Raw genomic sequence first — 18225 nt, forward strand, 5'->3', positions numbered from 1 at the left:
TGATCGCCAGTGGCGGGGACCGCTAGCGGTCCCCGCGCACCGAATCAGGCCTTGGGTCCGGGATCTGTCGGAGCGGGGCCGCCGTTGGTAGTGCCGGGGCCTGCCTGCGGGGGCACGACCTTCTTGGCCGCGTCCTTACCCTTCTCGATCTTGTCGCTGTACTTGCCCTTGGTTTTGTCATCGATGAAGGTGCCGGCCTTGTCGACCGCCTCATTGATCTTGTCGGCGTTCTGTTCGACCGCTACCTTGCCCTTACCGAGCAAGCCCTTCAGCGTATCCACGAGACTCATCTGACCGTGTTCCTTTCAAGAGGAGATTCTGTGCCGCTCGGTGTTTCATCAGCAAATCTGATCGAACGTAAGCACACATCAGCACTGTCGTGGCCCGACGGCCGACATGGATCGAAATATGTCTCACCGCTATGACATCGTAGCCGCTATAGGTGAGCAGCAACGAGACCCAGCGGGAAGGAGTTGATCGCTGATGTCGAGGTTCGACATCCCTGACGGATGGACGATGCAGGCCTACCGATTCGCGCTCGACCCCACCCCGCGACAACAACGGGTACTCCGATCGCATTGCGGTGCATCCAGGTTCGCTTTCAACCACATGCTCGCCTTCGTCAAAGCGGTAATCGATCAACGCACCGCTGAACGCAGCTACGGGGTCTCCGAGACGGAACTACCCCGTCGATCGGCTGGTCACTACCCGGACTCCGCAAAATCTGGAATCAGCGTAAGCACGAGCACGAGCACGCGCCGTGGTGGGCGGAGACTCGGCGAGACCCACCTCTTGATGGTGGGTGAACAGGGTTGCGCCGACAGTGGGTCGGTGCCAGGACGTGGAGCCATCCGCAAGTCCGAGTCGGCGCCAGCAGGCTGTGAAACGTCTACCCCGACGCAGCGTGAGCTGGATTCGGCGGGGACCGCTTCACCGCAAGGTGCGGCTGCCTGATGGAGCATCACTCGTGTTCGCTCACCACAGGCAACGGTCACTCCACATCTTCCCACCACGAATCCCGTGGTGGGAGGTCATTCGGAACCACCCTCTGGCCCGGCTTGGGCACTACTACCGGAGTACCCGCGTCGGCGGCGGCCGACACAAAGCGTCGGACCGGTTCGGACCAACCGTGGAAAGCCAGATTGAACGTGGCCCAGTGAATCGGGACCAGCAGTCCGTAGGAAGCGTCGCCAAGGCACAGGTCGGCGTGCGCGCGCACCGCCTCTTCGGGGTTCATGTGCACATCGGTCCAGCGCTCGTCGTAGGCGCCGATGGGCAGCAGTGTGAGATCGAAGGGGCCGAGCACCGCGCCCGCCTGGGAAAACGCCTTCGTATAGCCGGTGTCGCCGCCGAAGTAGACCCGCTTGGTCGGGCCCGACAGCGCCCACGACGCCCATAGCGTGGTGTTGCGGACCAGGCCGCGGCCGGAGAAATGCCTGGCCTCGGCACAGGTGATGGTGAGCCCGCGGTCGTCGGCGTCATGGCCGAGCGAGACCGAGCCACCCCAGTCGAGCTCGATGATCCGGTATTCGGGCACGCCCCACTGGCGCAGGTGCGCGCCGATGCCGGTGGGCACGACGAACGGCGCGAGCTGGGTGCGGACGAGCTCGTCGACGGTGGCTTTGTCGAGGTGGTCGTAGTGATCGTGGGAGATGATCACCGCGTCGACCTGCGGCACCTGCGACAGCTCGCCGGGGACCGGGTGCAGACGGGCCGGGCCGACCACCGGGGACGGGGATACCCGTTCGCTCCACACCGGGTCGGCCAGCACGCGGTAGCCGTCGAGTTCGACCAGCGCGCTCGCATGCCCGTACCAGGTGACCGCCAGGTCGGCGGCCTGCTCCGGAACGGCGGGGGTGATCAGTGGGACAGGGTTCGCCGGGCGGCCGATACTGCCCTTGGTGAGCCCCGACCAGATCAGCGACGGTGCGGCACCGGCGGCGAGCATGGAGCTCGGCTCGGTGTTGTGGAAACGGCCGTCGCGGTAGGAGGACTTGCCGATCGCGGTCGGCGCGATCGCCGACGGACTCGCGCCGATCGAGGTGGGCAGACCCCAGACCGCGCGTGCCACCCAGGCGAGACCGAAGGTGCTCGCCACCGAACCCGCCAGGCGTGTGATGCGCATCAGCGGCCCACGAACTTCGCCGGGCGCTTCTCCTGTCGGGCCAGGCGGCCCTCTTTGGCATCGTCGCTGCTCCACGCGGCTTCCAGCGCGGCCCGCTGCTGATCGCTCGCCGGATCGCCGGTGCCGTCGTCGTTGAGCATCAGTTTCATGGCTTGCAGCGACAGCGGCGCGAGTGCCGCGATGGACTTGGCCCAGTCCTTGGCATCGGCGAGCGTGCCGAGCTTGTTGGCGAAGCCGTAGGCGTAAGCGTCTGCGGCGGAAACGGATTCGGCGCCGAGCAGGATCGTGCGGGCGGGGCCGCCACCGATCAGGGCCGCCAGCCGCGATACCGTCCAGCGATCCACCGAGATGCCGAGCTTGGCCGCGGGCACCGCGATGTAGGCGTCGGGCTCGATCACCCGGAGGTCCGAGGCCAGCGCCAATTGCACACCCGCGCCGAGCGCGCCGCCGTTGATCGCCGAGATCACCGGAACCGGAACGGATTCGATGGTGTGCAGCATGTCGAGCAGACCGCCGAGGAACGACTCCGAGTACACCCCCGACAGGTCGGCGCCCGCGCTGAAGATCGGCCCGCGGCCGGTGAGCACGATGGCGCGCGCACCTTGCGCCACCGCGTCGAGTACCGCGGCGCGCAACTGGCCGACCAGGTCGTCGTTGAGCGCGTTGCGCCGTTCCTCGCGCTGCAGTTCGATGGTGACCACATCACCATCGCGAGTCACGCCGAGCATGCATCCTCCCCAGAATCAGCGGATTTCGTGGATGTTCACACTCTGCCACAGCCCGCCGACAACGCCCCGCAAGGCGATAGCATCGACCGCTGTGGTCGATGACTATTCTGCCCCAGACATCCTGGTGATCGGTGCGGGTCAGGCGGGACTGTCCGCCGGTTACCACCTGCGCAAGCTGGGTCTGGCGCCCGAACGCGATTTCCGCATCGTCGACCACGCACCGGGGCCAGGGGGTGCCTGGCAGTTCCGATGGCCGTCGCTGACCCTGACGACGGTGAACCGAGTGCACGATCTGCCGGGGATGTCGTTCGCCGAGACACTGCCCGCCGGATCGGAGTCGGCGCGAGCGGCCACCGCGGTGCCGCACTACTACGAGCTCTACGAAAAGCGCTTCGACCTGCGGGTTCAACGACAGGTGACGGTGAAAGTAGTGTGCGATCGGACCGCTGACGGCAAGAGCTGCGCGGGCCGCGGCGAGGTACTACAGGTCGAAACCGAGGGGGCGGGCACCCTGCGGGTGCGGGGGCTGATCAACGGCACCGGCACCTGGGAGCACCCGTTCATCCCCCGCTATCCGGGCGCCGATACCTTCGCGGGCCGCCAACTGCATACCCGCGACTACCGCACAGCCGACGAGTTCGCGGGCAAACATGTGGTCGTCGTCGGTGGGGGAATCTCGGCGGTGCAGTTGCTCGACGAAATCTCGCTCGTGAGTTCCACCACATGGGTTACCAGGTCGGAGCCACGGTGGCGGGAGACGCCGTTCGCCGAGCAGGACGGGCGCGACGCGGTGGCCTTGGTGGAGGACCGCGTACGCGCGGGACTGCCGCCCGGCTCGGTCGTGTCGGTGACCGGACTGCCACTCGACGAGCGATTGCGGGCCGCGCGCGAGCGGGGTGCGCTGCGGCGGTTGCCGATGTTCGAGCGGATCGAGCCCACCGGCGTGCGATGGGCGGACGGCAGTTTCCAGGCCGCGGACGTCATCCTGTGGGCGACCGGTTTCCGCAGCGCACTGGATCACTTGGCGCCGCTGCGGCTGCGCGGACCCGGCGGCGGGATCACCATGACCGGGCGATTGGCGACCCAGGTGGCCGTCGACCCGCGCATCCATCTCATCGGCTACGGACCGTCGGCCAGCACGATCGGCGCCAACCGGGCGGGCCGGGCAGCGGCGCGCGAACTGACCGACTACCTCGGGATCAGTCCAGACCGACGCTGAACGTCGCCGGATCGCCGCCGACCCGCTTGCCCGCGTCGAGGCGGCTGATCGACTCCATCGCCTCGGCATCGAGCTCGAAGGTGAACACGTCGAAGTTCTCGGCGATCCGCGACGGCGTGACCGACTTCGGGATGACGATATTGCCCAGTTGCAGGTGCCACCGGATGATGACCTGCGCGGGCGTGCGCTCGAGTTCCTTCGCGATGCCGACGATGGTCGGGTTGTCGAGCAGCGCGCCCTGCCCGAGCGGGCTCCACGCCTCGGTGGCGATCGCGTGATTGGCGCCGTACTGGCGCAGGTCACGCTGGGCAAACGTGGGATGCAATTCGATCTGGTTCACCGTGGGGACCTCGCCCGCGTCGGCGATCAGCGTCTCCAGGTCGATCACCCGGAAGTTGGAGACACCGATCGAGCCGATCCGGCCCTGCGCCTTCAGCGCCTGGAACGCGCGGAACGTGTCGACGTAGCGTCCGGCGGACGGGACCGGCCAGTGGATCAGATACAGGTCGAGATAGTCCAGGCCGAGGCGCTGCATGCTGGTATCGAAGGCGCGCAGGGTGCTGTCGTAGCCCTGGTCGGCGTTCCACAGCTTGGTGGTGATGAAGAGTTCGTCGCGGGGAATCCCCGATTCACCGACGGCGCGGCCTACGCCTTCCTCGTTTCCGTAGACCGCGGCCGTATCGATACTGCGGTAGCCGACCTTCAACGCCTCGGCCACCACCCCGGTGACGTCTTCCGCGGGCACCTGGAACACACCGAAGCCGAGCTGTGGGATCACGTTCCCGTCATTGAGCACGATGGTGGGGACAGGGCTGCTCTCGCTGCGGAAGGTCACCCTCTCGAAGGTAGAAGTGCTTCGGTGTGGCGTCAACGACGGCGCGTCGCGTGTTTCCCCCTCGCTGGTAGCGGGGCGCTGGTCAGGGGATCGCCCCCGGTTCAGTACCCGGCTCCGGCAAGTCCGATTCGCCGGTACCGGGCCTGCCGCATCGTGCGCAGTTCGGCGGGCTCGTGGGTGCCCAGCGCTGCCAGTTCCGCGGCGATCGCGAGAACCGTGCGGCGAGCGAAGGCGACGGGTTCGTCGGCGGCGTCGGGATACTCCTCGACGATCTGGTCCACCACACCGTCTTCGAGCAGGTCCGCCGATCTGATGCCCTGCGCCGCAGCCATTTCCGGCGCGTGAGTGGTGTCGCGGAACACGATGGCGCTCGCGCCTTCCGGCGGCAGCGGGGCGAGCCAGCCGTGCCTGGCGGCGAGCACCCGGTCGGCGGGCAACAGCGCGAGCGCGCCGCCGCCGGTGCCCTGACCGAGCAGCACGGAGACCGTCGGGGTGTCGAGGGTGACGAGATCGGCCAGGCAGCGGGCGATTTCGGGAGCGAGGCCGCGTTCCTCGGCTTCTTTGGACAGAGCAGCGCCGACGGTGTCGATGACGAGCACCAGCGGCAACCGCAATTCACGCGCCAGGACCATCGCGCGCCGCGCCTCGCGCAGGGCGGCCGGGCCCATGGTGTGCTCGCCCTCCTGACCGGATCGGTCGTGTCCGAAGACGACGCACGGTTGTCCGGCGAAGCGGGCGAGGGCGAGCAGCACCGTGCGATCGGACTCGCCACGGCCGGTGCCGCTGAGCGGAACCCGTTGCGTCGTATGGCGAAGCAGGTCCCGAATGCCCGGTCTGCCCGGCCTGCGCGAGCTGAGCACCGAATCCCAGGCGCTCGCAGTCGGATTCGCCGGCGTCGCCGGACTACGCACCGGCGCAGCCCAACCCGGCTCGGTCGTCACCGGAACAACCGCTCCGCCAGCGACGCTCATCGCCCGGTGCGCGATGCGGCGAAAGATCTCCACCGTCACCACTCCGTCGATCACACCGTTGCGATAGAGGTTCTCCGCGGTCTGCACGCCGGGCGGAAAAGCCCTGCCGTACAACGCCTCGTACACGCGCGGTCCGAGGAAGCCGATGAGCGCGCCGGGCGCGGCGAAGGTGATGTGTCCCAACGAACCCCACGAGGCGAACACTCCACCCATCGTCGGATCGCGTAGGTACACCAGATACGGATGGCCCGCCGCCTTGTGCACAGCCACCGCGCCCGCGATCTTCACCATCTGCACGAAAGCGACTGTCCCCTCCTGCATCCGAGTGCCGCCGGAGGTCGGCGAGGCGATCAGCGGCAGCCCGAGTTCGGTAGCTCGCTCGACCGCGCGCACGATTCGCTCCGACGCGGCCACCCCGATCGACCCGGCCAGAAACGCGAACTCACAGGCGATCACCGCGACCCGGCGCCCCCGCAACAACCCCTCCCCCGTCAACACCGCCTCATCGGTACCTGCCCGTTCGGCCGCGGCGACGAGCTCCTGCCGATAACGCGGCGACATCACAGGCTCGATCGGCGCACGATCCCAGCTCACGAAAGAGTCCGCGTCGAGCAACTGTTCGAGCAGGTCATCGGCCGACATATGCACGCTGTGAGCGTAGCCGGACCGGGTTCGAGTGGTTCACACAATCGTGGCGTCGCGTTGCCACACCTTGACTTTCTGTTGTGTTTTTACAACACTTTGTTAGGTGAGCCCAGTCAGACGAGGGGAAACCCTGCCGATCTTCAATCGCATCGCCGTGTTGCGCGCGGAGCATCGGATGAGCAGGGCGGCGCTTGCCGAGGCCGTCAACGTCAATGTCCAGACGATCGGCGCGCTCGAGCGTGGCGATCACTATCCGAGCCTCGATCTGGCGATGCGCATCTGCGATGTGTTCGCGCTGCCGGTCGAAGTCGTGTTCTCCCGCAAGGAATTCGGGCCGTTGTCGGCCGAGCTCTACCCACGCACGAAAGGCGAGATGCCATGACCAGCACGCTCATCGACCGCTACCAGAATTACCGCGTCCGGCGCTGGCTGGCCCAGGAGCAGCAGACCTCGGGGATGCTGAGAAGCTGGCGACCGCTGCGTCGGCGGCGGATTCTCGTCGTCGTCGTGACGATCGCGCTGCTCGGGCTCGCGGGCGCGGGGGTGATCCGCGCGCTGGACCTGTCCGGCGCGCCCGTGATCGCGCTCGTCTCGGCGCTGCTGTTCCTGCCCAGCTGGACGATGTTGCGGATCGCGTCGGGCGGGCAGGACCACGCACCCGACCAGATGCTCGACGAACTGGAGATCACCGAACGCAACAAGGCACGTTCGGTGGGGCTCGCGCTCACCCAGTCGCTGACCATGCCGCCACTGGCGTACCTGATCTTCGGCAGCACGTTCGCGCCGGAGGCCGACGCCTACAACATCGCCTACGCGGGCGGACTGATGATGCTGGCCACGATCATGGCAGGCGGCTGTGCACCGGCGATGATCCTCGGCTGGACCCGGCCCGATCCCGAACCAGAGTCCTGACCGAGCACGGCCCGAACGAGGGCGGGGCTGCGGCCTTCATCGCGGCAGCCCCGTCTCACGTCAGTAGCCCTGCATGACCTTGCGCAACGCGTACTCGGTCAAGGCGACCAGGGCCTGCTTGGCCGGTTCCCGGCGACGGGCGTCGATCGACATGATCGGCACGTCGGCGGGAACCGCGAGGGCCTGGCGGATGTCCTCGAGCGGGTACTTCGGCGCGTCGTCGAACTCGTTGAGCGCCACCAGGAACGGCAGCCCGCGGGCCTCGAAGTAGTCGACAGCGGCGAAGCTGTCTTCGAGCCTGCGGGTGTCGACCAACACCACGGCGCCGATGGCGCCGCGGATCAGGTCGTCCCACATGAACCAGAACCGATACTGGCCCGGCGTACCGAACAGGTACAGGACCAGGTCGTCGGCGAGGCTGATGCGACCGAAGTCCATCGCCACCGTGGTGGTCGATTTCTGCGGAATACCGGTCAGGTTGTCGATTCCGGTACTGGCGTTGGTGACCAACGCCTCGGTGCGCAGCGGAACGATCTCCGACACCGCGCCGACCATCGTGGTCTTACCCACGCCGAAGCCGCCGGCGACCACAATCTTCGCCGAAGTCGGCTTGGCCGTGCGGGTGTCGACCTGCGCCGTCGAATCAAATACGCCGGAGTCCACTGAGAACCCTTTCGATCAGCTCGCGACGTTCATCGTCGCTGGAATCGTCTTTCAATGTTGCCGAAACCCGGACATGACCGGCCTCGATCAGGTCGGCTACGAGTACCCGGGCCACCCCGATCGGGATGTACAGCTGGGCAGCTATCTCGGCAACGGACGGCGATTGCCTGCACAACTCCACGATGGACGTTTCGAGGTTGTTCAGTTCGTACTGCCGCTCCATGGCGACCGGATGCGATGCGACGAGTGCCTCCAGCGCCAACTCGACCGCCGGCCTGGTGCGGCCGGCAGTCAAGGAGTACGGGCGAACGAGGCTGGGCTCGGCGCTCCCCATGCGGTGATCGTCTATGTCCATCCCACCATCAGGAACCCATCGTGACGCGAGGCGTGGCCTGGACCGTCTGGCCAACGCGCTCGACCAGAAGTGCCATTTCGTAGCCGACCTGACCGATGTCACACGAGGTGTTGGTCAGGACCGCTAGATATGAGCCGTCGCCGACTGCCATGAGCAGCAGGTATCCGTGCTCCATCTCGACGACGGACTGGAGTACCGTACCGCCTTCGAACAGATTCGACACGCCGACGGACAGGCTGGCAAGTCCGGCGGTCACAGCGGAGAGCTGCTCGGCGCGGTCGACCGGGAGCTGAGCGCTCGCGGCCATCAACAGTCCGTCAGCCGAGACCAGGACGGCATGGGCTACGCCAGGAACCTCGTTGGCGAAGTTCGAAACCAGCCAATCCAGCTGACGGTTCGTACCACCTAGATCGGGGTTCATCGGTCTCCTTTATCTCCGGTTAGGTTCATTGCCTTCATTGCGCGGCCATCCCGGACGCCCTGCTGGTGACGACTCAGGCTGTTGCGGATCGTGGCGGGATCGCGTTGCTGCGGAGTGCGATCGGCGGTGCCGCTCACACCACCCGGCACAAGCCTCCCGCCCGGACTGCGCTGAGGCAAGCCGGCGGCGGTACGCACCTCGGACTGGGCTTCGCTCGCCGCGCGAGCAGCCTCCCAGCCGTCATCACCGGGTGATTCGAAGGACGCGGCCATCTGGTTCCGGTCGGAATTCTCGTCCGTGAGCCACGACGACATCATCTCCGCGAAGATCGGTGTTCCGCCCATCACGGAATCACCTTCCGGTGCCGGCTGCAACCTGGTCTGGAAGAACGACGCAGCCTTGACCGGATTGGACCGGAAGCTGTGCCGACCCGGATCACGCCCTGCCGACGCAGCGTTATCCGGCCCCGCAGGGTCCCGATCCCGTTGCGGCAGAGCCACTCCTGGCCCGGCGGTCGCCTGCGGTACAACACTAGCCCCGGGATCGCGCTGCGGCAGCCCATTCGGCGCAGCCGCACGTTGAGGCAGTCCGTTGGGTGCGTCCCGCTGCGGTTGACCCGCGGCCGGGGCGCGCTGCGGCAGACCGTTGCCGGCCGGATCCTGCTGCGGCGCAGGGGTTGCGCGCTGCGGCAGGCCGTTGGCCGGACGGGCGGGCTGGGCCCGCTGCGGCAGTCCGTTGGCCGGATCACGTTGGGGCAGACCGCCGGTCGGCTCACGCTGCGGCAGGCCGTTGGCCGGATCACGCGGTGGAAGACCACCGGTCGGCTCACGCTGCGGGAGGCCGGTCGACGGGTCACGTTGGGGCAGACCGCCGGTCGGCTCACGCTGCGGCAGACCACCGGTCTGATCGAGCCTGGGCAACCCACCGGACTGATCCCGACTCGGCAGACGCGGCGCGGGATCGCGCTGCGGCAGACCGCCTGCGGGATTGCCACGCTGCGGAAGACCGGTCGACGGATCACGCTGCGGCGGCGTGGAATCACGCTGCGGCGCGGCGCTTGCCTGACCACGCTGCGGCAATCCGGTCGACTGCGATGGATCACGCTGCGCACTCGCGGGGTCACGCTGCGGCAGACCCGTTGCCGGATCACGCTGCGGCAGACCACCGGTCGGCTCACGCTGTGGGAGGCCGGTCGACGGGTCACGCTGCGGCAGACCACCGGTCTGCTCACGCTGCGGCGGCCGCGGTGCCTGGTCGCGCTGCGGCAGCCCGACCGAAGGATCACGCTGCGGGGCGCCGTTGGCGCCCGGCGAACGCTGCGGCAGACCACCAGGGGTGCTCCCCCGCTGCGTCTGTGCCGGATCGCGCTGAGGCGGTGCCGAATCACGCGGCGACTGAGCCTGCGGCTGCGCGGAGTCGCGCGACGGCGCACCGTTGGCACCCGGCTGACGCTGCGGCAACCCACCACCGGCCTGCGGCGATCCACCGAGCTTCTGCTCGGCCGGACCATGCTGACCCGGCCCGGCGGGCGGACGCGGCGGGCCACCCGGTGCCAGATTGCGCTTGGGCAGATTCGCCGCGGCGAGCTTGCCGCGCTGCGGCACGTTCGTCTGTCCCGGCGCGGGCGGCCGCAGCGACGGCGACGACTGCTCGGTCGCGTCCTGGGCAGCGCCCGCAGCCATCGAGTTACCCGGCTGACGCTGCGGCAACCCACCACCGGCACCCGCCGGGCTCGGCCCGCTGACGCCGGGATCCACGGTGACCATCACGTTGCCACCCGGGGTGCGGGTGATCGCGCGGGTCTGCATGGTGCTCGGCTGCTGCTGCGGGTTCGGCTGCTGCTGCTGAGGCGGTGTCTGCGGACTCGGCTGCTGCTTCTGCAACTGCTGCGGCGGGATCACGGTGCCGCCTGCCACCGCGACGATCAGGCCGACCGGCACGTGCACGGTGACGGTGACGCCGGGATCGCGGGCGGTATCGAAGGTCGGGCGAAGTCGCACGGTGAGACCGTGGCGCTCGGCTAGTCGGCCCACCACGAACAGACCCATGTGGCGGGCGGTGTCGGGACCGGGCTCGGCGGTCTGCCCGAGCCGGTGGTTGATCTCCGACATCTCCGCGGGCGGCATACCGATACCGCGGTCGGCGACCTCGATCAGCAGACCCTGGTCGTGCGCCTGGGCGAAGGTGAACTTGACGTCGGTCTCGGGCGGGGAGGCCCGCAGCGCGTTGTCGAGCAACTCGGCGAACAGGTGCGCCATATCGGAGGCTGCCGGTTCGACCAGCGAGCCGCGCGGCGTGGCGCCGAGCTTGACCCGCTCGTAGTCCTCGACCTCGGAGATCGCGGCGCGCAGCACGTCGGCGATCTCGACCGGAGCCGACTTCGTCCGGCGCTGCTTGGTACCGGCCAGAATCAGCAGGTTGTCACCGTTGCGGCGCATGCGCGCGGCGAGGTGGTCGAGCCGGAAGAGGTTCTCGAGCAGGCGCGGGTCCTTCTCGTCGTACTCCATCGCCTCGATGAGGGTGAGCTGATGGTCGACGAGCGACTTGGAGCGCCGGGCCAGGGTCTCGAACATGTCGTTGACCTGCGAACGCATCTGCGCCTGATCACTGGCCAGACGCAGCGCCTGACCGTGGATATCGTCGACGGCGCGAGCGAGCTGGCCGATCTCCTCGTCGGAGCGCACCGGCATCGGCTCCAGCGGCACGTCCTCGGGCGCGGCACCGTTGCGGAGCTGGGCGACCTCGTGCGGCAGATCGGACTCGGCGACGCGCAGCGCGGCCAGACGAAGGCGGTGCAGCGGCACGATCATCGAGCGGGCGACGAACACGGCCAGCAGCAACGCGGCCAGGATCGTCGCGATGACGACCGCGGTATAGGTCCACGCCCCGGTGGCGGCCGCGCCGGCAAGCTCGTCCATCGAGGACTCGATCGCCTTGGTGGCCTCGTTGACGACGCCCTCGTAGCCGATGAGGCTGGTGTACAGCGAAGTGCGCAGGTCGCTGACGGGCAACTTGCCTGCCTGCACTTCGGGACTGCTGATCAGGTTCTTCCGGACGTCGGCCTGTGCCTTCAGGTCGGCGATGACCCGGTCACCGGCCGGGAAGCGGATGGCGAGCACTTCGAGCAGGTGGTTCTCGGTGCTGACGCCGGTGAGAAAATTCTGCGATCCGGTCGGCAGACCACGCAGCATCTCGGAGAGCCCGGCGAGCTCGTCGACGAGGAGCGAGCGGGTGTTGAGAGAGTCGACCAGTCGCAGCTTGGCCGTATCCATCACTGGATCGCTCACCTGCGCCACGGTCGTCTCGACGATGTCGACGCTTTCCTTACGCATCTGCTCGACCGAGGCCAGCGCGGGCTCGGCCGACGTGGTCAACGCCGTGCCCTGCCCACGCACCGTCTTGGCCTGGGTGATCATCCGTTCCAGCGCGGAGTGCGCCTTCGGCAGATCGATCAACTTGCCGTGGGCGACTTCGGCTGCAGCGATGGCGGCGTCGAGCTCGGTGAGGTCCTTCTCGGTGACCAAGCTGATTCCCGGGCCTGCGGGCACAATCTGGCTGCCTGCGACCTTCGCGGTGCTCGCGCTCAGCGCGGTGACCGCAGGAATCGTGTCGATCTGCTCATTGATGCTCGACAGCCGGTTGGCTTCCGAGAACTCCGAGGTAATTCTCGACACGCCGAGCCCGACCGCGACCGCGAGTGGCACGGCAAGCACGGCCGTAACCTTCCAACGCAGGTCCCAGTTGCCGAGCGCCCAGCGTTTACTGCCGGACCTAGCGGCGTCACGCATCTCCCACTCACTTTCCAAACTGGCCTCGTACCGTACGCCTGAGGCGAACCTCCACAGGCGCGATGGTGGCTCGCCAGTGGCTGCTGGCCGAGAACTACGGCTGGCCGAGAAATTGCGTCTACGACTGCCCGAATAAGTGACATCGGATTCTAACGGATCAATAACTTCTTGGCTGACTCCCGGTCGAGGTCCGCTCCATGACCAGCCCGTTGTAGGCAAAACCAAAGGTCGCGGCACCCCCTCGGGTGTCGCGTGAAGTCTGCCACAATCATCTGGATCTATCGAGCGGGCATCGAAGCGAGGCTAGGGAGTCACGGGGTTGGACACCGAACACGAGTACCGGCCGGTCTATCAGACCAGCCTGGTCGACCCAGCCGACTTCTGGTCCGCCGCAGCTCAGAGCATCGAGTGGGATGTCGAACCCCAGCAGATCGTCGATGCCGCCGATAAGCGATCGTCTCGATGGTTCCCCGACGCCCGCCTCAATACCTGTGTGAACGCCCTCGACCGCCACGTCCGAGGGGGCACTGTCGACGAGGGTGGACACGCTGATCGACCCGCCCTCATATATGTCTCCGCTATGACGGACACCACCACGATTTACACCTACGCCGAATTGCTCGACAAAGTGGCCGAGTTCGCCGGGGCCATGCGCGATCTCGGTGTGGTGGCCGGTGATCGAGTGGTGATCTATCTGCCGATGATCCCCGAAGCGGTGATCTCGATGCTGGCGTGTGCCCGCATCGGCGCGGTGCACTCGGTGGTGTTCGGCGGGTTCGCCGCGCCCGAACTCGCCGCCCGCATCGACGACGCCGAGCCGGTCCTGATCGTCACCGCCTCGGGCGGGCACGAACCCCATCGCCGGATCGACTACCCGCCGATCGTGATGGCCGCGCTCGACCTCGCCGAGACCGCGTCGGTGCGCACGGTGATCGTGAAGCAGCGACCCGAGTTCACCACGATCGAGTTTCCCGCCGCCCTGCCCGCCACCGACGTGTTGCCGTCCTCGGAGCAGACCGTCGCCGCCCGCTGGGTCGATTGGGATGCCTGCGTCGACGGCGTCGCGCCCGCCGATCCGGTCTCGGTGGCCGCCACCGATCCGCTCTACATCCTCTACACCTCGGGCACCACGGGAAAGCCGAAGGGCGTGGTGCGCGACAACGGCGGACACGCGGTAGCGCTGGCCTGGTCGATGCGCAATATCTACGACGTCGGCCCTGGTCAGGTGTTCTGGGCCGCCTCCGATGTGGGCTGGGTCGTCGGCCACTCCTACATCGTCTACGCGCCCCTGCTGGTCGGCGCGACGACGGTGCTCTACGAGGGCAAGCCCGTCGGCACCCCCGACGCGGGCGCGTACTGGCGGATCATCGACGAGCACGACGTGCGGGTGCTGTTCACCGCGCCCACCGCGTTGCGCGCGATCCGCCGTGCCGACCCCGACGCCACCGCGGCCAACCGCTACGACCTGTCCCGGCTGCGCGCGCTGTTCTGCGCGGGCGAGCGCCTCGATCCGGCCACCCTCGAATGGGCGACGAACACCCTGCTCGCCGAGCATCCCGACACCCCGGTGATCGATCACTGGTGGCAGACCGAGACCGGCTGGCCGATCTGCGCCGACCCGCTCGGCCTGCAGGAACTGCCCGTCAAGCCGGGTTCGGCGAGTGTGCCGGTGCCCGGCTACCGGCTGCGGGTACTCGACGCGAACGGCAACGCGGTGCCCACCGGAACCGAGGGCAACATCGTCATCGGGCTGCCGCTGCCGCCCGGCTGCCTGACCGGGTTGTGGCGCGACCGGGAACGCTTCATCCGCTCGTACCTGTCGGCCTTCCCCGGCCACTACCTCACCGGCGACTCCGGCTACTTCGACGAAGACGGCTACCTCTACGTCCTGGGCCGCAGCGACGACGTGATCAACATCGCCGGGCACCGACTGTCGGCGGGCAGCATCGAGGCCGCCATCGCCGGGCACGAGGCCGTCGCCGAATGCGCGGTGATCGGCATGCCCGACGAGCTCAAGGGCAGCCTGCCGCTGGCGTATGTGGTGCTCAAGCAGGGCGTCGACATCGACCAGCAGCAACTGCGCGCCGAACTCGACGACCGGGTCCGCGCCCAGATCGGTGCGATCGCCACCCTGCACGACTCGATCATCGTCACCGGCCTGCCCAAGACCCGCTCGGGCAAGATCCTGCGCAAGACGATCCGTCAGCTCACCGCGGGCGAACACGTCGAAACCCCGGCGACCATCGAGGATCCCCACGTCCTGACGGCCCTCGCCGACCGCATCCTCGCCAACCCCCCACTCGGCAGCATCACCACAACCGCCACCCCTGAACAGGACAACGACCCGGTTTCCCCGGCCCCGTGACCACCTAAGATCACCCTCGTGACTTCATCTACGGTCCTCGTCGTCGATGACGACGAGGACGTTCTCGCCTCGGTCGAACGTGGCCTGCGACTGTCCGGGTTCCGGGTGCTGGTCGCGCGCGACGGCGGCGCCGCGCTGCGAGCCGTCGCCGAGCAGGCGCCCGACGCGGTGGTCCTCGACATGAACATGCCGGTCCTCGACGGTGCGGGCGTCGTCACCGCTCTGCGTGCGATGGGCAACGACGTACCCATCTGCGTGCTCAGCGCCCGCGCCTCGGTGGACGACCGGATCGCGGGCCTCGAATCCGGCGCCGACGACTATCTGGTGAAGCCGTTCGAGCTCGCCGAACTGGTGGCGAGGATCAAGGCCCTGCTGCGCCGTCGCACCGACACGCCCGACCCCGTAGCGCCCGGTGCGCTGACCGTCGGCCCGCTGCTGGTCGATGTCGCGGGATATCGCGCTCTCCTGCGCGGTCGCGAAATCGAGCTCACCAAAAGGGAATTCGAATTGCTGTCCACGCTCGCCCGGAATGCCGGTGTGGTGTTGACGCGCGAGCGACTGCTGGAATTGGTGTGGGGTTACGATTTCATAGCAGATACGAATGTGGTCGATGTGTTCGTCGGATACCTGCGCAGGAAACTCGAAATAGATGACACGCCAAGGATTTTGCACACGATTCGCGGGGTGGGTTTCGTACTCCGGGAATCGAAATGATCCCCGAACCACCGAAACGTCGTCGCAGACAATCGTTTTCGCTCCGGACCAGAGTCGCCGGAGCGGCTGCGGCAGGCGCGGTCATCATCGTCACGATCGCCGCTTTCGTGGGATTCCAAGCAATCGAACGCAATAATGTGACCCAAACCGATCAGCAACTGGAAATCGCTTCGCGCATCGTGCTGATCGAGCCGGTGCTGGCAACCGGTTTCGTCAACCTGACCGGCCTGCAGAACACCATGGCGCTCACGGTGCGCGACGACGGCCAGGTGACCGCGTCGAGCTCCACCCAACTGCCGGACCTGCCCCCCGGCTCGCAGACCGTCGAGCTGCACGGCCAGCCCTATCGGGTGCTGACCACCACCGAGAACCAGCCAGCGGGCCGCACTGTCTCGCTGGCGATTCCGACCACCGAGGCCACCAAGGCGACCGACGACCAGCAGCGCTGGGTCCTCGCGGGTGCGGCGATCGCGGTGGCGGCCGCGGCGGCGCTGGGCTGGTTGCTCGCGGGGCGCGCGGTCGGCCCGATCGTGAAGCTGACCAGGCAGGTGTCGGCCCGCAGCGCGGGCGGCGAGCCGGACGCGCACGATCGACCGGTCGACGGCTCCGGTGTCGACGAGGCGGTGAAGCTGGCCGACGCGGTGAACACCATGCTGGCCCGCGTCGACCAGGCACAGGCCGAGACCGCCGCCGCGCTGGAGACGGCCCGCGATTTCGCCGCCGTCTCCGCCCACGAACTGCGCACCCCGCTCACCGCGATCCGCACCGACCTCGAGGTCCTGCGCACCCTCGACCTCACCGACGAACAGCGCCGCGAGATCCTCGACGACCTCGCCCGCAACGAGACCAGGGTGGAAACAACCCTGTCGGCGCTCGAACGGCTCGCCCGTGGCGATCTCACCGCCGAAACCGATCACGTCCCCACCGATGTCGCCGACCTGTGCGACCAGGCCGCCCACGACGCCATGCGCCACAACCCCGGCCTGTCGGTGCGCATCGACACCGATGCCGAACTGGTGACCCGCGGCCTGCCCGCCGGCCTGCGCCTCGCCGTCGACAACGCGCTCACCAACTCGGTGAAGCACGGTGGCGCCACCGCCGCCGCCGTGTCGGCGCACCGCACTCCGCACGGTCGGATCGTCATCGCCGTCGACGACAACGGCACCGGCGTGGCGCCGGAAGAACGCGCGGCGGTCTTCGCACGGTTCGCCCGTGGCACCAACGCCGCCAAGGGCGGTTCGGGTCTGGGCCTCGCGCTGGTCGCCCAGCAGGCTCAGTTGCACGGTGGGCTGGCGTACTTCGAGGACAGTCCGCTCGGCGGCGCCCGCCTCGTCATCGACCTGCCCGCTCGCCCGGCCCGGTAGAAACACGAAAGCCCCGCACCCATCCTGATGGTGGGTGCGGGGCCGAGCTCGCTACTACTTGTCGCTCTTGAAAGCGTCCTTCACTCTGCCCGCCGCGCGCTCGGCAGCAGCCTTCACGTTGGCCGCTGCCTTCTTCGCTTCCGCCTCGATCTTCTCGCCCTCGGCCTTGGCCTTGGCTTTGGCATCGTCGGTGTCGGACATCGAACCTCCACTCTCGTGAGTTCCGCGCCTGACCCGGCACGGGTGAAGATACTCGCGAGAATACCGCACAGTTAACGCGCAGCGACTGAAGCTTTTATCAGGGCAGAACCTGCGGGATCGCGTCCGGGATGACCAGACCGATGACCGCGCCGAGCACCGCACCGGTGATCGCCATGGACACGCCCGAGGTGAACGCGCAGACGAAGTAGCCGATGATGAACGCGGCCAGTGCGGGGATGCACAGGATCGCCGCGGTCAGGAAGCCGACGGTGGCACCGGCGGCCGCACCGTTCTGGACGGGGTCGTGGTTACCGGCCTCGGGATTGGTGGCGATGCTCTTCAGCTCGTCGGTGGTGGCGGCGGACAGCTGCGGGGCGATCTGCAGGGTGCGACCGTCCTCGGAGATGACCGAAGCAAGCGCGACGTTGTTGCCGCCCGCGGTGGCCAGCGTCAGCGGAAACTCGCTGACCTTGGCGCCCGTGGCGGAGATGACGGCGACGTTGGCGGAGTCGGGCGAGAGCACGAAGGTGCCGTTGTCGACGGTCGCGGAGATGGTGCGCAGGTCCGGCGAGACGACGGTCTTGTAGCCGACGCCCTCGGAAACGCCCTCGCTACCGAGCGTGGTCGCGATCTCGCCCTGACGCTCGACGGTGACGTCGGCGGCCGCAGTGCCCGTGGTGACGAGCGAGGCGGCGACGGCCAGCGGCAGCGCGGCGAAGACCGCGCGGCGACCGGCGCGAGTGATGGTGTGCTTGAACATGATTCGGTGCTCCCTCCCGATGCTTCCGAAGAATCCCCGAACCCCCCGGACGAATCGAAAAAATCTCGATGTCGATTGACTCGAGAGTTGTACCGAACCACCACAGGATTGCGTAACCCGTTGTGACACAAGGCATAGTTTGAAAAGTCAGCTATCGAT

18 protein-coding genes are annotated in these 18225 nt (G+C 67.7%); 7 read left to right on the top strand and 11 right to left on the bottom strand.

All coding sequences use genetic code 11. The features are described from left to right. Nucleotides 1-44 precede the first annotated feature (44 nt). Entirely contained in the window at nt 45-290 is a 246-nt protein-coding gene (locus NS1_RS06285) for an antitoxin (protein WP_056818564.1), read from the bottom strand. Between the two features lie 226 nt (nt 291-516). Here NS1_RS06285 and NS1_RS38885 point away from each other — a divergent pair, with 226 nt between their 5' ends. Beyond that, nucleotides 517-954 carry a helix-turn-helix domain-containing protein gene (locus NS1_RS38885; protein ID WP_255284451.1) on the top strand — a complete coding sequence of 146 codons (438 nt, stop codon included), beginning with the start codon at nt 517-519 and terminating at the stop codon, nt 952-954. A gap of 37 nt (nt 955-991) precedes the next feature. Here the strand turns inward: NS1_RS38885 and NS1_RS06290 are convergent, their stop codons facing one another. After that, nucleotides 992-2125: an MBL fold metallo-hydrolase gene (locus NS1_RS06290; RefSeq protein WP_062982531.1), complete on the bottom strand. Its 1134-nt coding sequence runs from the start codon at nt 2123-2125 to the stop codon at nt 992-994. Further along, nucleotides 2125-2853, bottom strand: a complete 729-nt coding sequence (locus NS1_RS06295) for an enoyl-CoA hydratase (RefSeq protein WP_056818567.1) — start codon at nt 2851-2853, stop codon at nt 2125-2127. Before NS1_RS06295 ends, NS1_RS06290 begins: the two co-directional genes overlap by 1 nt. A 91-nt stretch (nt 2854-2944) precedes the next feature. Between NS1_RS06295 and NS1_RS06300 the strand changes: the two genes are divergently transcribed. Beyond that, nucleotides 2945-4072: an NAD(P)-binding domain-containing protein gene (locus tag NS1_RS06300; RefSeq protein ID WP_062982533.1), complete on the top strand. Its 1128-nt coding sequence runs from the start codon at nt 2945-2947 to the stop codon at nt 4070-4072. On the opposite strand, the gene NS1_RS06305 is transcribed toward NS1_RS06300, so the two are convergent. Then, a complete protein-coding gene (locus tag NS1_RS06305; RefSeq protein WP_062982534.1) occupies nt 4053-4907 on the bottom strand; it encodes an aldo/keto reductase in 855 nt (284 codons plus the stop codon). The two genes, NS1_RS06300 and NS1_RS06305, sit on opposite strands and share 20 nt — an antisense overlap. A 101-nt stretch (nt 4908-5008) precedes the next feature. Next, complete coding sequence (locus NS1_RS06310) at nt 5009-6520, bottom strand: carboxyl transferase domain-containing protein (protein WP_084503548.1); 1512 nt, start codon at nt 6518-6520, stop codon at nt 5009-5011. 106 nt (nt 6521-6626) lie between these two features. Between NS1_RS06310 and NS1_RS06315 the strand changes: the two genes are divergently transcribed. Next, complete coding sequence (locus NS1_RS06315; protein ID WP_056818574.1) at nt 6627-6905, top strand: helix-turn-helix transcriptional regulator; 279 nt, start codon at nt 6627-6629, stop codon at nt 6903-6905. Continuing rightward, nucleotides 6902-7435: a hypothetical protein gene (locus NS1_RS06320; RefSeq protein WP_062982538.1), complete on the top strand. Its 534-nt coding sequence runs from the start codon at nt 6902-6904 to the stop codon at nt 7433-7435. The genes NS1_RS06315 and NS1_RS06320 overlap by 4 nt, the downstream gene beginning before the upstream one ends. Nucleotides 7436-7495: 60 nt before the next feature. Here the strand turns inward: NS1_RS06320 and NS1_RS06325 are convergent, their stop codons facing one another. From NS1_RS06325 to NS1_RS06340, 4 genes are read right to left on the bottom strand one after another with little or no spacing between them, the layout of a single operon-like run. Next, nucleotides 7496-8098, bottom strand: coding sequence for a GTP-binding protein (locus NS1_RS06325; RefSeq protein WP_174551063.1), 603 nt, complete (start codon nt 8096-8098; stop codon nt 7496-7498). Next, nucleotides 8079-8453 (bottom strand): DUF742 domain-containing protein, encoded by a 375-nt coding sequence (locus NS1_RS06330; protein ID WP_056818578.1) that lies wholly within the window; start codon nt 8451-8453, stop codon nt 8079-8081. Before NS1_RS06330 ends, NS1_RS06325 begins: the two co-directional genes overlap by 20 nt. 7 nt (nt 8454-8460) lie before the next feature. Further along, nucleotides 8461-8874, bottom strand: coding sequence for a roadblock/LC7 domain-containing protein (locus NS1_RS06335; RefSeq protein WP_011207200.1), 414 nt, complete (start codon nt 8872-8874; stop codon nt 8461-8463). After that, nucleotides 8871-12662 carry a sensor histidine kinase gene (locus NS1_RS06340; protein ID WP_084503549.1) on the bottom strand — a complete coding sequence of 1264 codons (3792 nt, stop codon included), beginning with the start codon at nt 12660-12662 and terminating at the stop codon, nt 8871-8873. Before NS1_RS06340 ends, NS1_RS06335 begins: the two co-directional genes overlap by 4 nt. 319 nt (nt 12663-12981) lie before the next feature. Here NS1_RS06340 and NS1_RS06345 point away from each other — a divergent pair, with 319 nt between their 5' ends. From NS1_RS06345 to NS1_RS06355, 3 genes are all read left to right on the top strand, one after another. After that, nucleotides 12982-15027, top strand: coding sequence for an AMP-binding protein (locus tag NS1_RS06345; RefSeq protein WP_084503550.1), 2046 nt, complete (start codon nt 12982-12984; stop codon nt 15025-15027). Between the two features lie 18 nt (nt 15028-15045). After that, a complete protein-coding gene (locus NS1_RS06350; protein ID WP_056818585.1) occupies nt 15046-15741 on the top strand; it encodes a response regulator transcription factor in 696 nt (231 codons plus the stop codon). A gap of 137 nt (nt 15742-15878) precedes the next feature. Further along, complete coding sequence (locus tag NS1_RS06355) at nt 15879-17105, top strand: sensor histidine kinase (RefSeq protein WP_307618688.1); 1227 nt, start codon at nt 15879-15881, stop codon at nt 17103-17105. A 54-nt stretch (nt 17106-17159) separates the two neighbouring features. On the opposite strand, the gene NS1_RS39885 is transcribed toward NS1_RS06355, so the two are convergent. Further along, a complete protein-coding gene (locus NS1_RS39885; RefSeq protein WP_156677508.1) occupies nt 17160-17306 on the bottom strand; it encodes a hypothetical protein in 147 nt (48 codons plus the stop codon). A gap of 97 nt (nt 17307-17403) precedes the next feature. Next, entirely contained in the window at nt 17404-18066 is a 663-nt protein-coding gene (locus tag NS1_RS06360; protein ID WP_062982543.1) for a DUF8020 domain-containing protein, read from the bottom strand. Nucleotides 18067-18225 lie beyond the last annotated feature (159 nt).

It is taken from the genome of Nocardia salmonicida NBRC 13393, assembly GCF_001613085.1.
Classification (GTDB): Bacteria; Actinomycetota; Actinomycetes; order Mycobacteriales; family Mycobacteriaceae; genus Nocardia; species Nocardia salmonicida.